The sequence below is a fragment of the Sphingobacterium griseoflavum genome, from assembly GCF_014653155.1.
Lineage (GTDB): Bacteria > Bacteroidota > Bacteroidia > Sphingobacteriales > Sphingobacteriaceae > Sphingobacterium > Sphingobacterium griseoflavum.
On sequence record NZ_BNAF01000001.1, the window covers coordinates 493091 to 508265 of the forward strand.

Here is a 15175-nt window from a genome sequence, read left to right on the forward strand (position 1 = left end):
TTCGGTTGTTACGAATTTATCAATATCGATCACTGTGTTTTTCTACTGTTGTTGTAACATTTTGGTCTCCCTCTCGACATATAGTGAAAACAACGGAATTTATGATGAAACAGATTTTTTATTCGATGGTATTTGTAATTTTGGGAATGTCAAATACAATTGCACAAATCAAAGGCGATTGGAAAGGTACGCTTGATGTCCAAGGTACTGCCATCGAGATTATTTTTCATTTTACGGAGACGAATGGTGCATTATCAGGAACGATGGATGTCCCGATGCAGGGAGCTGCAGGCATTCCATTAACGGTGGTTACATTCGAAAGCCCGGAGTTAACATTGGCCATTGAGCAGGCGGGAATTAAATATAGCGGGACGCTGGATGATCGCAAAATAACGGGTACGTATAGTCAAGGAGGAATGGATCTACCTTTAGTCTTGGAGAAAACGCTGGTTACCAAACCAGGCGATACGACGTTGGTTTCAACCCAGGAGCAATTGGCCGATCTCATAGCCTTGGATCGAGGAAGTTTTACCTATAACGTGGAGGATTACTTCGCGAAACCAAAAACATCCGGATTCCAATTATCGCCGAACGGTAAGTACATCTCTTACCGGGAAAAGGACGAAAATAACAAACGCCATGTCATGGTGAAGGAAGTGGCTACTGGAAAAGTGGTGCGGGCAATCGAAGAAAAAGACGAGCTTATCCGAGGCATGGGTTGGATCAACGATGAACGCTTGGTGTATGTAATGGACCAAGGCGGAAACGAAAATTATCATCTCTATGCAATTGATATCGACGGCCGAAACAGTATCGATCTGACACCGTTTGACGATGTGCAGGCGTCAATCCTAAACATGTTGAAGGAGCAAAAAGACTTTATCATTATTCAGATGAACAAGGATAATAAGCAGGTTTTCGAACCGTACAAGGTCAACGTTCATACGGGAGCGATGGAAAAATTGTTTACGAACGATGATGCTGCAAATGCAATAGTCGGCTATGAATTCGATAAAAATGGTGTGCTTCGCGGATATGCAAAAATGTCGAACGGCATTAATACGCAATTCTTCTACAAGCCGGCAGGTGCCACTTCATTTGATCTGTTCCATACAACCAAATGGGATGAAACATTTAGTGTGGTTTCATTCAATTATGCTTCCCAAAATCCAGATGAGGCATACGTGTTGACCAATCTTGACGCTGATAAGGCCCGCATTGTCCTATATGACCTGAAGAACAAAAAAATCTTAAAAGAAATTTATTCCAATGAAGCGTATGATGCTAATCTAATTTCTTTGTCCAGAAAGCGCAACTGGGAAATTGATTTTGTAGGTTACGAAGGCGAAAAAGTTGTGATTAACCCCATCAGTACAACCTTCAAAAAAATATACAAAAACCTGGAAAAGCAATTCCCGGGCTATGAATTTTCCATCGCAGGAAAGACGGACAACGAAGATCAACTATTGATCGTCGTGCAGAGTGATAAGCTGTATGGCCGCTATTACCATTATGATGCAAAATCTGGCAAATCGACGCTGTTGGTTGATCTTATGCCGCAGTTGAAAGAAGAAGATATGGCTGAAGTGCGTCCAATCACCTTCAAATCGCGCGATGGGTTAACGCTTCATGGTTATATTACACTTCCAAAAGCGGCATTGAACGGTGAAAAAGTGCCGCTTATCGTCAATCCGCACGGTGGGCCGCAGGGTATACGTGATAGCTGGGGTTTTAATCCCGAGACCCAACTGTTTGCAAGCCGTGGTTACGCTACGTTGCAGGTGAACTTCCGCGTATCGGGCGGTTACGGAAAGGAATTCTTGCGTGCCGGTTTTAAGCAGATCGGTCGAAAAGCAATGGATGATGTCGAAGACGGTGTGCAATACGTGATTGATCAAGGTTGGGCAGATAAAAATAATATAGCAATCTATGGCGCTAGCCATGGTGGTTACGCCGTATTGCGCGGTTTGACTAAAACTCCGGATCTGTATAAGGCGGGAGTAGATTACGTTGGCGTTTCTAATATCTTCACACTCATGAGTTCGATTCCTGAGTATTGGAAGCCTTACAAAGAGATGCTATACGAAATTTGGTATGACCTTGACAAGGAAGATGAGGCAGCCATAGCAAAAGAAGTGTCGCCATTGTTTCATATCGATAAAATTAAGGCACCCCTGTTTGTTGTACAGGGAGCAAACGATCCACGCGTGAAAATCGCGGAGGCGGATCAAATTGTAAAAGCGTTGCGCGAAAAAGGAGTCGATGTACCTTATATGGTTAAATATGACGAAGGACATGGCTTCGCTAAAGAGGAGAACCAGATTGAATTCTATAAGGCGATGATGGGATTCTACCATAAGCATCTACAATAACCTTTTTTTATTGCTTTTTATAAAAATGGCCAGCAGCCTTCCCGAACCGGAGGGCTGCTGGCTTTTTCATTATCCTACTAATCTAGCCGCTTCGTAAAAAAGTATTTCAACCGGTAAAGGCAAAAGATAACCTGCGAAACAGCCATTGGATATGCTTCAGTATTGTTTTTTTTACAAAAAATGCGGCGTTATCCTGGCTTTTGGTACAATGAATATGTTACCTTTATCTGCTTATTCGATAGCACAATGAATAATATGAACCATTTAAAAGTTTATTTGCTTGCATTTCTTGTATCCGTCATGTTGCTGGTCGCGATGACTGTGCATGCGCAATCGCTGACGGTAGGTAGTTATAACATTCGCTACGACAACAAAGGCGATAGACAGAACGGTAATGGGTGGCCACAACGCCTTCCTGTTATTACTTCTATCGTAAAAAATGTTGACTTCGATGTTTTCGGTGCGCAGGAGGTTTTGCATCATCAGTTGCTGCAGCTGGATTCTCTTATTGGTGACACCTATGGATATGTAGGCGTCGGTCGTGACGACGGAAGGACCAAAGGCGAGTATGCCCCGATATTTTACAAGAAAGAGCGATTCGATGCAGTGTCAAACGGCGTATTTTGGCTTTCTGACACGCCCGACGAGCCTTCTAAAGGATGGGATGCTGCGCTACCCCGCATCTGTACATGGTTGCAGTTGGAAGATAATAGCTCCAAGAAACGTTTTTGGTACTTTAATCTCCACATGGATCATGTAGGTGTAAAAGCCCGGGAGGAAAGTTGCAAATTGGTGCTGAAGAAAATACAGAAGATGGTTAAAAGCGATGAGATTGCTATCCTCACGGGAGATTTCAATGTTGACCAAGAAAATCCGATGTATCAAATTTTAGTTGGATCGTCGCAGCTGCGAGATAGCTATGTTGTGGCAGACTACCGTTATGCCTGGAACGGAACCTTCAATGCCTTCGATGCAAACCTTTTTACAAACAGCCGCATAGACCACGTTTTTGTAACACCGAATGTGCAGGTTGACAAGTATGCGGTTTTGACGGATACGTACCGTAGTCCGAAAGGGGAGGAAAAAGAGATAAAAAAAGGTGACTTTCCGAAGGAACTGTCATTTAAAGATTACCTGGTGCGCATGCCATCCGATCATTTTCCGGTCGTCGTGGATCTTCGCTTTTAACCGTATCGAGCAACGCACCAAATTATCAGAAGTTTTAGGTTGTGATTTCACTTTTTGTTAACTTCACCATCGTTAACAAGTAAATCCCTTTATGATTACGGCTTATGAAAAAGTATCCGCTGCCTAAAAATGAGCAACAGCGGCTGGCGAAAATGGCTGCATATGGTCTACTCGGTTCGGGAAAAGATCCAGATTTGGATGTTTTTGCGCAGGCCGCTAGCCTTATTGCAGATTGTCCGGTGTCGTTGATCGCAATGATGGAAGATAAAAATCAGGTTGTACAAAGCTGTGTAGGGATTTCTTTAAATACCTTAGCGCGACAAGATACTATTTGCCAATACACCATACTCAACGCGGACATACTTATGATCGAAGACACCGATCTAGATGAGCGGTCCATGAATAACGCATTGGTACGCGAAGGAAAGGTTCGGTTTTATGCGGGCGTGCCGTTGCTCGATGAGGAAGGGGATGCACTTGGTACGCTATGCGTCATTGACTATAAACCGAAAAAGCTTCAGGATAAACAGGTAAATTCTTTATTGCAACTTGGAAAAGCTGTCAGTAAAGCCTTGTTGGCCAAAAAGAGAAAGATTCAGGCGACTTATTATTCAGAAATATTCAAATTAACGAAGGATGTTATTTGTGTTATTGATGCGTCCTATCGCCTTCAGGATATAAATCCGGCTTTCGAGGAAGGGTTCGGTCGAAGAAAAGCTGACATGATAAACTTGCCGTTCGCTACGGTACTGCAAAAGGACGAACGAGCAATGCAGAGTATTCTCTCGAGTGTGCACGAGGGAGGCCACGGCGTTTCCTTCACCAGCACGACCAAAAAAGAAGATGGCCAAGTTGTTTCGATAGACTGGTATTTGAAATATCATGAAGCCAGCGAAGAAATTATTGGATTCGGCCGCAATGTGACGCATGAGCTTGATGAAAAGTTGAGGTTGGAACATTCGGAACGTCGATTCCGCATTTTTTTTGAGCATGCAATCGGGCTGATGAGCGTGCACGATCTACAGGGGAACATTCTTGCTGTCAACGAAAAAGGCAGAAATTTACTTCGGTATAGCGAGGAGGAGGTCCGGCAATTAAACCTCCGACAAGTTGTACCGCTGGCCCATCACGCTTTACTCGACCAGTATCTGCAGCGCATCGCCGAAAAGGGTGAAGATTCCGGCATGATGGTACTCTTAAGTAAAGACGGACAAGAAATTTACTGGCTATACCAAAACATGTTGGAAACGGATGGCGATGGGAGGGTCGTCGTGATGAGTACAGCCATCAATATGACCGAGAGGATACAGCTGGAGCGGGATCTATTGTATACGAAGAAAATTCTTGAGCAAACGAGCGTTGTCGCTAAGGTGGGAGGATGGGAAGTGGACTGGAAGCGAAAATCGGTGTATTGGTCAGACTCTACCAAAGATATCCATGGCGTCGATAGACAGTATGAGCCTAATTTCGAAAGCGCCATATTTTTCTTTGAAGACGAAAGTCAAGATCGAATCCGATCGCTGTTCGATAGAGCCGTTCAAGACGGTGAAGCCTACGATGAAGAGTTACGTTTGACCAGACAAGACGGAGCGACTGTTTGGGTGCGTGTGAAGGGAATTCCGGAATGGGAGGATGGGGTGTGCCGACGTGTGTTCGGTATCATACAGGATATCGACAAAAGCAAAAAGTTATATATAGACCTGCAAAGGCAGGAAGCTATGCTACAGTCTTTTGTGGACTATGTCCCCGCATGTGCCGCTATGTTCGATAGAAATATGGATTTTGTTTCCGTTACCCAACAGTGGATGAATGAATTCCGCCCCGATGGCAAAAATGTTTTGGGAGAGAATCTATATCGTACGTTCACGAATATTCCGGACGATCGACGTCAAATTTATGAAGACGCATTGCGGGGTAAGGCCTACAAAAATGTGGATCAGGTAATTAGTGTGGGAGGTGAGACGGAAGCCCAGCATTTTAATTGGGAGGTTCGGCCTTGGCATATGGCCGATGGGCAAGTCGGGGGAATTATCATTTTGATTCAAAATATTACCGATAACGTGCGGGCGAACGAGGAACTCAAAGTGGCCAAGGAACTCGCAGATTTGGCCAGCAAAGCGAAGTCAGAGTTTTTGGCCAATATGAGCCATGAGATACGAACACCTTTGAACGGCGTCATCGGGTTTTCCGACCTTCTCATCAAAACGTCCCTCAACGAAGTGCAGCAGCAATATGTGCATTACATCAACGAATCAGGCAATAGCCTCCTTAACATCATCAACGATATCCTTGATTTCGCCAAGATCGAGTCGGGAAGGCTAGAACTCGTTATTGACCGGCATGACCTCTATGACTTAGGGAAGCAAGTTGTTAACGTGGTCCTTTACCAAGCGCAAAGAAAAAACTTAGAGCTACTCTTAAACATTGAGCCGGGACTGCCGCCGATCATCCATATCGACGATACCCGCATCAAGCAGGTGTTGATCAATCTGCTCAGCAATGCGGTCAAATTTACGGAGCATGGTGAAATTGAGCTGAAGATCCATCAATTGGCTGCTGATGCAACGAAGATTGTCCTCCGCTTATCCGTTCGGGATACAGGGATTGGTATTGCAGCGGACAAGCAGCAGCGCATTTTTGATGCTTTTACGCAAGAGGATAGCTCTGTCAGCAAAAAGTATGGGGGAACAGGTTTGGGTTTAACGATTTCGAACACGATCTTGAAGTATATGGGGAGCGCGCTGTCTTTGCTGAGCAACCCTGGCGCAGGCTCTATCTTTTCGTTCGATATCGAGGTGCCCTACGAAAAAGACGCTGATGCTTTCGTAGAAGAGCTGTCGGTTAAGCATGTGCTCATTGTGGATGATAACGAAAGCAATCGCGTCATTTTAAGAGATATGCTCGCTTACCGGAATATCGAATCAACGCCAGCAGCGGATGGTATAGAGGCGATAAACATCCTAAGGCGAGGTGACCCATTTGATATCGTACTTATGGATTATCATATGCCCCTGTTATCTGGTATCGAAACGATGACACAAATCAAAGCGTTGTTTCAATCCCAAAGCAAAAGTATTCCACTGGTAATTCTACACACGTTCTCCGATGAACAGGAGATAATCGAAACATTCCGTAGGGAGGAACAAGCTTACTGTTTGCTAAAGCCAATAAAATCGCAGGATCTTTATGCCATGCTAAAAAGGGCTACGCAAGACGTCTCTGCAAAGCATATCGATCCAGCTGTCAAAGCGAATGTGCTTACCACTTATACGCAAGACTTTCGGATCTTGATTGCTGATGATAATCCGGTTAATAGGACGTTGAATATAAGGATGATGCAAGCGTTGATGCCCAATGCCGTATTAACAGAGGTTACAGATGGTGAGCGGGCGATCGCTGCCTGTCAAAATCAAAAGCCTTTCGACATTATTTTGATGGACGTACAGATGCCGCGCGTAGATGGTATCGAGGCGACACGTAGAATACGGTCCCTACCAGGCTATCACACCACACCGATCATCGCAATTACCGCAGGCAATATCACCGGAGAACGCGAAAAGTGTTTGGACGCGGGTATGACAGACTTCTTGCCTAAACCCCTTCGTCTGAAAGATCTTCATACCGCCGTGCGGAACTCTTTAATAGCAACAGATTTTCAGCTGCAGAACCCTATTATGCCAGAGGAGCACCTAGATCGACATGGCTTCGAAGAACAGGTTGGGAATGACCCGGAATTTAAGTTGTCTTTTTTGCGTTTGCTTCTCCAAGAGATACGAAACGGAGAGGCCAAACTTGATGCAATGTATGCCGAAGGCGACCTTCCTGCATTAAAAAGCGTTCTCCATAAGTTGCGGGGCACAGCCGCTGCCGCAGGAATGTTTAAACTTGTCGGGCTGATCAAAGAAGCCGAAATAGATATGGAAAGGTTTAAAGGGAGTAACAAAGAATATGACCAGCTGAAGGAAGAGATAAAGATAGTTCTGTATCTTGTCAAGGAGTTAGAGAAAAAGCTGTAGCTAAACGATAAGCAAGTCAAAAGGGGTGTAATGGAATGGGCAAGTCATGAAATGCTATGTGCTGTGAAACAATGTTTTTGTAGACTGGCGACAATCGATTTCTTATAAAAGCGCTACAAAAGCATAGGCTTTGTCAAACGAATGTCTAAAAAAGCCCTATGTTAAGAAATAATGTAATAAAAGTTGTTACATTAAAATATATGCGTACTTTTGTATGCAGATGAGCAACACACGTTTCGCCACGGCTATACATATATTGACGCTTTTGGATCATAATCCGGAAGTTTGGCTAACGTCGGAATGGATTGCCGGAAGTATCAATGTGAACCCCGTTGTGGTTAGAAAAGAGTTGGGGGCATTGCAAGAGGCAGGCCTAGTGATCAGTCGTAAAGGTAAGGAGGGAGGATCAATGCTGGCGAAAAGCAGCGTTGATATTTCTTTGGCGTCAGTTTATGAGGCGGTACGGAAAACCGAAGTCTTGGGGCGTAAAAACCAGCACACAAATCCACGGTGTCCGATAGGAAAGGAGATTAACGTCAAGTTGACTGATCTTTTTCAGGAAACCGATAGGTTGCTGAATCATTTGTTGACGACCAAATCTCTACACGATTTTTCGGAGCAGTTCAGGTAAGTTTTTTTTCACATTAAATGTAATGTTTTTTGTTACATATAAGATTTAGTTTCACATTATAATAAGAGATATGAAGATAGGAATAACGGGTGCGACCGGTCAGCTAGGCAGATTGGTTGTTGACAAGCTAAAAGAACGAATAGAATCGACCGACATTGTCGCGTTGGTTAGGAATGTCGAAAAGGCAGCGGATCTTGGTATTGAGGCCAGACCTTTTGACTATAGCAGACCGCAAGAATTGAGCTTGGCATTGAACGGGATCGAAAAGCTACTGCTTATTTCTGGGAATGAGATCGGGCAACGAGAATCACAGCATGCAAACGTGATTGCAGCAGCGAAAGAGTCGGGTATAAAGCATATTTTTTATACGAGTTTGCTACATGCAGATCGATCTAAGCTGAGTTTAGCACCTGAACACTTGGCAACGGAAGAGGCATTGAAAAAATCGGGAATCAGTTACACCATATTGCGAAACGGATGGTACACGGAAAACTATACCGGATCTATTTCAGGATCGTTGGCAGCCGGTGCTTTTATTGGGAGTGCAGGCGATGGCAGGATCTCCTCGGCTTCACGTCTAGATTTTGCGGAGGCTGCAGCCATCGTGCTGACCAGCGAGAACCAAGAAGGTAGAACGTATGAATTGGCAGGAGACCATGCTTACACGTTGAGCGATTTGGCCGCTGAGCTTACAGCACAGTCTGGCAAAGAAATACCGTATAAGAATTTTTCGGAAAATGACTATGCGGAAGTGCTAAAAACCTTCGGCGTACCCAATGCGTTTGCCCATACGATAGCCAGCTGGGATGCATGTGCGGAAAAAGGGGATTTATTTGACCAAGGGAAGGAGTTGTCTAGGTTATTGGGGCGACCTACAACGCCCTTAGCGGAGACGGTTAAAGAAACATTAGCCTCAATATAGAGGCATAAAGGGAGCTGTGCTCCCTTTATGCTTATACTTACTTTTTCTTACCTTTTTTCGGCATATCAACAGCTTCCTTAAGCGCTTTTCCTGCCGTGAATTTTGGTAGTTTTTTCGCCGCAATTTTAATAGTTGCGCCTGTTTGTGGGTTTCTTCCGTTTCTTGCAGCACGGTCAGAGATACCGAATGTGCCAAATCCGATAAGGGTTACCGAATCGCCTTGTGATAAAGCGGAGGATACCGCCCCAGTAAAACTGTTAACTGCTTTCTCTGCCTGTGTCTGCGTAATTCCAGCCTCGCTGGCAATATGCTTGATCAAGTCTGCTTTGTTCATTATATTTAAATTTAAAGATTGATAGTACCCTTACTAATTCTGTGCCACAAATCGCGCATTTGCGCTCGCAACCTCATCATTTTCAATTTATAGCTATTTTTTTTCTAGATGACGCAAAAAGCTGTACCAAAAAAAACCTAAAGACCCTTCCTTTATCGGAAGACGTCGGGCATAGCTCTGTTATAAAAAATGCGCAATCGGCGCGCTTTTACTTCTTGGCGGACGGTGTGAACTAACAAAGATATCAGCTTTCGCCACTGCTTGTCTCTATCATGCAGTCATGTGCAGCACAACGGCTAGCTTGTTTCAAAACATCTAGCTGACTATCTCTATCTCATTGTGCCAGTGTTTGTTTTATAGGACAATGGCGCCCTTCAAGTCGACGCAATTGTCGGTATCATTTTTTTAAGCTGGTTTTAAGTGGCGCATGGCTCTATGGCGGGTTGTTTTTTCAAGAAATGCTGGCAAGGCCGATAGGCAAAAGTGAGCATACGCATGGGAAAGAATTTGCATTACCCCTCCTGAAGCGGTATATTGGCTGCATATATTTTCTGCCATGCGAAATTTCATCCTATTTCTTTTATTCTGCAGTTGTGGGCTAGTTTCTGTTCCATCAGCACTTGCGCAGCGTACACAAAAACCGCCCCTTCATGGTAAGCAGTGGATGGCTATTACTGGAAAGCCTTTAGCAGCTACTGCGGGTGCCGCTATTTTTCAGCAAGGCGGAAATGCGGTAGATGCCGCTTGTGCCATGCTTGCCGCAACCTGCACCATGTGGGACGTGCTGAGCTGGGGTGGTGAAACGCAAGCACTTATCTACAACCCCAAGCAAAAGAAGGTGATTGCCATCAATGCACTGGGTGTTGCACCTAGTGGAGCCACAATAGATTTTTTTAAATCGAAAGGTTATATGTTTCCTCCAGAGTACGGTCCTCTAGCAGCCGTAACCCCGGGCACCCCAGGGGGACTTTGCCATATGTTGGCCAAGTATGGTACGAAAAGTCTGGCGGAGGTATTGCAACCCGCATTACAAATGGCGGCCGGTTATCCTATAGATGCACAAACGGCAAATAGCATCGAAAGGGGTAAAGATCGGATAAAGCAATGGCCATACAGCAGCGAAGTGTTTTTGGTGCATGCGGGTGAATCTCGGGAAGCACCCGAGGCAGGAGAGCTTTTTGTACAGGAAAACTTGCGAAACACATTACTCAAAATGGTCGAAGCGGAAAGCGAAGCATTAAAAGCAGGGAAGGACCGGAGCGCAGCTATAATGGCAGCGTATGATCGTTTTTATAAAGGCGATATTGCCGATGAGTTTGTGCGAGGAAGCCAAGAGCAGGGCGGGCTAATCACAAAGGAAGATCTTGCACGTTGGAAACCAATAGAAGAGGAGCCGCTACACATCAACTACAAGGGCGTCGACGTCTACAAACTGCAGGAATGGACGCAAGGACCGGCATTGCTGCAGAGCTTGAATATACTTAAATACGTTGATTTGAAAAAGATGGGGTATAATTCTCCGAAGTATATCCATACCCTATACCAAGCTATGAACTTGGCCTTCGCTGATCGTGATTTTTACTACGGAGATCCTTATTTCACACCAAAGGCGCCGATGCAGGGTTTGTTGAGCGACGATTATGCAAAAGCTAGGGCGTTGGAAATCGATCCAAATAAAAACAATCCTTTCACTGCACCCGGCGATCCCTATCGCTTTGAAAATCGGAAAAATCCGTATTCCGATCTCTTGGAAAATCGTGCGAGAATTTTGGATACCGCTGGCGCAGGCGTGAAGGACTTTGTTCCGAAACATGATGCGCAGCCCGCGCAGGGCTATCTGGAACGCTCAAATGTCTCAAACACAGCATCGTTGCCAATAGACAGCAATTATATGGACCGTTTGCACCGCGGGACGACAAGTGTCGAGGCGGCGGATGCAGAAGGTTGGGTGGTCTCTATCACGCCAAGCGGGGGCTGGCTACCGGCATGCATCGCAGGAAATACGGGAGTAGGAATGAGCCAAAGGTTGCAAAGTTTTGTGCTGGATTCCTTGATTAGTCCTTTCAACGTAATTAGTCCCGGTAAACGTCCGCGCGTAACCCTGACACCATCATTGGCGCTGAAAGATGGCAAGCCTTTCCTGTCGTTTGCGGTACAGGGGGGCGATACGCAAGATCAAAACCTCTTGCAATTTTTTCTAAATGTCGTTGAATTTGACATGTCCGTTCAAGAAGCTGCGGAGGCCCCGAACATCAACAGTAACCAACTTTGGCTATCGCTGGGCGGAAGCACATTTGACGATCGTAGACCGCGCGCTGGAAGCCTGCTGCTAGATCGGCGTTTGGATCCTTCGATAGCCGATAAATTAAAGGGTATGGGATACACGATCCAATTTGGAGATCGTACCAGTGGTCCCATCAACGCAATATTCTTTGATAGAAAACACGGCACTTTGTGGGGTGGAAGTAGTAACAATGGCGAAGATTACGGTATAGGTTGGTAGATAAGTGCCCGCAATAGGGAGAAAAATGAGATGTACCGGTCGCGTTGTTAAGCAGCGTGAAGGTTAGCGGCAAAAAAAAATCCTTTAGCTGGGAGCCTCAGGATTCTTTAAACTAACCAATTATTAACCTAAAAATTATGAATTTAAAAGATTACAATTGCTGTGCCATAACTATATTGTCACGTCAATATTACGAATCAAGGCTTTATATCAGCCACTGCTGCTCAGCACTGAAATAGGGCAATCAGGACAAAACAGTGGCGTCCGGGTAAATGCGCAGCAGCGTAGGTACGGGTTTTTCCATTATGACTCTCGGCACTGTTGTCTATTGCATACATCCATGCCTTGTATTGTGTACAACAGATAGCTATATTTTAGGAATAAAAATAGCAAGTCCGATGAGGATAGCCGCTGTGGCGCTTACGAGCACGGCTGCCGCCGCGATGTCCTTTGCTTTTTTTACCAAGGGATGCCAGGTTGGCGAGGCTGCGTCTGCTAAATGCTCGATTGATGTATTCAGCAGTTCCATGGTGATGACGAAAGCTATACATAGGCATAATGCAATCCATTCTTGTATAGCGATTTGGAAGTAAATCCCAGCTACGGTAACCAAGAATGCTACGGCGAGATGTATTTTGGCGTTCGGTTCTTCGCTGAATACCGTTTTCAGGCCATGGTACGCATACTTCAAACTTTGTAAGCGGGAGATCAACGTTATTTTCTTCTTTTTCACGGAGTAGATGTTATATCCCTACGAAAGTGATCAAAATTTTTGATGATTGCTGTGCTCTTGTCTGAAACTCGACTGGAATTCAAATATTACGCTATTTCGTAGCTTTTGCTATTTTTGTGGATTCATAATCAACCGCATTAAATTCAGGCATCTTGACACCAACGTTAAAAACAACCTTATTGAGCAATCTCTTTCTGCTCTTTTGTTTCATAGCTATTGCACAGCAGACAGGCTGGAATAAATTGAACAGTGAGCTCGCCAAGCTCAGCGACGATTCGCTAAAGGTGATGGCGCACTATAAAGTGTCGACGGAATTGTATAAGAGCTCTCCGCAAGAAGCGAAAGAAATTGCCGAAAAAGGCTATCAGCTTGCCGTAGAAAATAAAATGGATGAATTGCAGCTCTCTTTTCTGAACGTAATAGGTGTTATTGAATCGAAATTGTATCATTTCGATGAAAGTATAAAAATGCATTTTAAGGTTCTGCGTGCACGGGAGCAAAAAGGTGATAAGCAAGGAGCAATGCTGTCCTTGCTCAATATCGGCAATGTATTTAATATGAGTAGGGATGCAAAACAGGCGCTCGTGTATTATGAGCAGGCCATGGTTTTGGCGCGGGAAATTGGTGACCTGCGTAACGAAGCAAATATCGCCGTGAATATCGGAAACATCCGGGCACAGGGCGCGTTAAACGGAACGAACAGATCAGATGTGGTGAATGCCATAGCTTATTTGTTGAAAACGGTGGATTTCTGCAAAAGAAAAGCACCGGAGGTGGATTTGTATAACTGTTATATCTTGCTTGGCTATCTATATCTTAAAAACGAAGATGTAAAGAAAAGTACGTATTATACCGATCTAGCGATCGATATTGCCGAAGCAGGTAACTTTACCTATGGCATATGTTACGCACGAATAAACAGAGCCAATATTTTCGTACAGCAGGGACAGTTTGATGCTGCGAAAAAAGAAGTCGAAATCATCAAGCGTAATATTGAGAAAAGTGGACTTCGTGATCTCTTTGATGAGTTTAGTGATGATTTTACAAAAATCGATAAGGCGATTAGGGAAAACGACAGGAATATCGTCTTGACGGATGTAGATAGCGCTGCCGTAGTGGCGGGTGAGGAGAAAGACCTGCTTCGACTTAAAGTGCGGGAGGAGCTACGCGAGAAATACGAGACGGAGAAAAAGGAGTTGGAAAATAAAAACCTGTTGTTGGAAAATGCGGCCATTGAACGGGAGTCGTTATTGTTCAAGATTCTATTAGGCGGGGCTGCAGCCATGCTGTTTATGGTTATCTTGATGCTGGTGTTGTTGCAACGAAAAAATGGACAATTGCATGATGAGAAAAGTAAGGTAGAGCAGGCGCGGGACGAAGTAAAGGAACAGGCGGAAAAAATACGGCTGCAACACCAGGAACTCGTGCAAGCAGATCGATTTCGTTCGCGTATATTTTCTGTTGTATCACATGATTTACGTGCCCCAATCGCCAACTTTCAAGTCCTTCTTTCTGTGTCACGTCTGGTCGATTTGCCAGCAGATGATATAAAAAAGACACTAATCGCTATTGGGCATGAAGTGGAGACAGCGTCCAAAATGTTGGATGAACTGCTCGTTTGGTCATCGCAACAAATGACCAATGAAAGTTTGTCTTTCCGGAAGCTTGTGGTATATGATGTGGTGGATCAGTGTAAGCAGCTTTTTACCGATCGTTTGCGGATTAAAGAGTTAAGCCTGTTGAACGAGGTAAATCCTGCTGTTGTTATCGAAGGAGATTTAAAAAGATTCGAATTTATCATTCGAAATATCATTAGCAATGCAATAAAATTCAGCTACTTGGGGAAAACGATAACTGTTTACCATCAGGAATTCGACGATGAGGTGGTTATCGCTATAGCGGATGAAGGAGCGGGTATGAGTGTAGAGAAATTGCAAAAGCTGCAGAATAGAGATATGCAGGAAAGCTTTTTGGGCACTTTTCAGGAAAAAGGCGCAGGGATAGGGCTTATGCTGTGCCATGAATTTGCAAATCGTATGGGATGGCATATTCGGATGGAAAGTAAGATCGGACTTGGTAGCGTTTTTTATATATGCATCCCAAAATAGGGGAGTTGGAGGTATAGCGTGAATGACTGGCCTGTGCCTATTTTGCTAGCTGGATCTAGTGTTCACTGGCTTCCATTGGCTCATTTTGTCTTTTTCTTTAAAATTATCCTTCACTACACCAGCTTGTTGCGGTCTATGGCGAATGAATAAGCTGGAATAATTTGCAGGATATATGTCAAAGTTCCTATCTTTGCACCACTCCGCAAGGGAGGGACGATTGAAAAGCGAAAAACAGAAGATGGAAAAGGCCTTTAACGAAGGGCGTTTCCACGGTTAAAAGGCCCGAAAGGGCGTTGAAAAAAGTTCAGATTTATTTTGCGAAACCGGAAAAATCTTCTACCTTTGCAGTCCCAACGAGAAGGAGGGAA

Annotated in this window: 9 protein-coding genes; 7 read left to right on the forward strand and 2 right to left on the reverse strand. The window is 44.5% G+C overall.

Annotated features, from left to right (window positions below):
• Positions 1–146: 146 nt before the first annotated feature.
• The 5 genes from IE165_RS02015 (at position 147) to IE165_RS02035 (ending at position 9129) form a co-directional block, all read left to right on the forward strand.
• Complete coding sequence (locus IE165_RS02015) at positions 147–2372, forward strand: alpha/beta hydrolase family protein (RefSeq protein ID WP_189624915.1); 2226 nt, start codon at positions 147–149, stop codon at positions 2370–2372.
• 255 nt (positions 2373–2627) lie between these two features.
• Entirely contained in the window at positions 2628–3560 is a 933-nt protein-coding gene (locus IE165_RS02020) for an endonuclease/exonuclease/phosphatase family protein (protein ID WP_189624916.1), read from the forward strand.
• Between the two features lie 104 nt (positions 3561–3664).
• Positions 3665–7576 (forward strand): response regulator, encoded by a 3912-nt coding sequence (locus IE165_RS02025; RefSeq protein ID WP_189624917.1) that lies wholly within the window; start codon positions 3665–3667, stop codon positions 7574–7576.
• A gap of 220 nt (positions 7577–7796) precedes the next feature.
• A complete protein-coding gene (locus tag IE165_RS02030) occupies positions 7797–8207 on the forward strand; it encodes an Rrf2 family transcriptional regulator (RefSeq protein ID WP_189624918.1) in 411 nt (136 codons plus the stop codon).
• A 70-nt stretch (positions 8208–8277) separates the two neighbouring features.
• Entirely contained in the window at positions 8278–9129 is an 852-nt protein-coding gene (locus IE165_RS02035; RefSeq protein ID WP_189624919.1) for an SDR family oxidoreductase, read from the forward strand.
• A 37-nt stretch (positions 9130–9166) separates the two neighbouring features.
• Here the strand turns inward: IE165_RS02035 and IE165_RS02040 are convergent, their stop codons facing one another.
• Positions 9167–9463 (reverse strand): HU family DNA-binding protein, encoded by a 297-nt coding sequence (locus IE165_RS02040; RefSeq protein ID WP_189624920.1) that lies wholly within the window; start codon positions 9461–9463, stop codon positions 9167–9169.
• A 556-nt stretch (positions 9464–10019) separates the two neighbouring features.
• Between IE165_RS02040 and IE165_RS02045 the strand changes: the two genes are divergently transcribed.
• On the forward strand, positions 10020–11966 hold the full coding sequence (locus IE165_RS02045; protein ID WP_189624921.1) for a gamma-glutamyltransferase family protein: 1947 nt from the start codon (positions 10020–10022) through the stop codon (positions 11964–11966).
• A gap of 367 nt (positions 11967–12333) precedes the next feature.
• On the opposite strand, the gene IE165_RS02050 is transcribed toward IE165_RS02045, so the two are convergent.
• Positions 12334–12699, reverse strand: coding sequence for a diacylglycerol kinase family protein (locus IE165_RS02050; protein WP_229826287.1), 366 nt, complete (start codon positions 12697–12699; stop codon positions 12334–12336).
• A gap of 179 nt (positions 12700–12878) precedes the next feature.
• Between IE165_RS02050 and IE165_RS02055 the strand changes: the two genes are divergently transcribed.
• Positions 12879–14807 carry a sensor histidine kinase gene (locus IE165_RS02055; protein ID WP_189624922.1) on the forward strand — a complete coding sequence of 643 codons (1929 nt, stop codon included), beginning with the start codon at positions 12879–12881 and terminating at the stop codon, positions 14805–14807.
• The last annotated feature ends 368 nt before the right edge of the window (positions 14808–15175 follow it).

Bases quoted from the DNA above. Each gene is read 5' to 3' on its own strand.
- IE165_RS02020 (WP_189624916.1), top strand. From the start codon at position 2,628: ATGAACCATTTAAAAGTTTATTTGCTTGCATTTCTTGTATCCGTCATG.
- IE165_RS02015 (WP_189624915.1), top strand. From the start codon at position 147: ATGTCAAATACAATTGCACAAATCAAAGGCGATTGGAAAGGTACGCTT.
- IE165_RS02025 (WP_189624917.1), top strand. From the start codon at position 3,665: ATGAAAAAGTATCCGCTGCCTAAAAATGAGCAACAGCGGCTGGCGAAA.
- IE165_RS02035 (WP_189624919.1), top strand. From the start codon at position 8,278: ATGAAGATAGGAATAACGGGTGCGACCGGTCAGCTAGGCAGATTGGTT.
- IE165_RS02040 (WP_189624920.1), bottom strand. From the start codon at position 9,463: ATGAACAAAGCAGACTTGATCAAGCATATTGCCAGCGAGGCTGGAATT.
- IE165_RS02045 (WP_189624921.1), top strand. From the start codon at position 10,020: ATGCGAAATTTCATCCTATTTCTTTTATTCTGCAGTTGTGGGCTAGTT.
- IE165_RS02030 (WP_189624918.1), top strand. From the start codon at position 7,797: ATGAGCAACACACGTTTCGCCACGGCTATACATATATTGACGCTTTTG.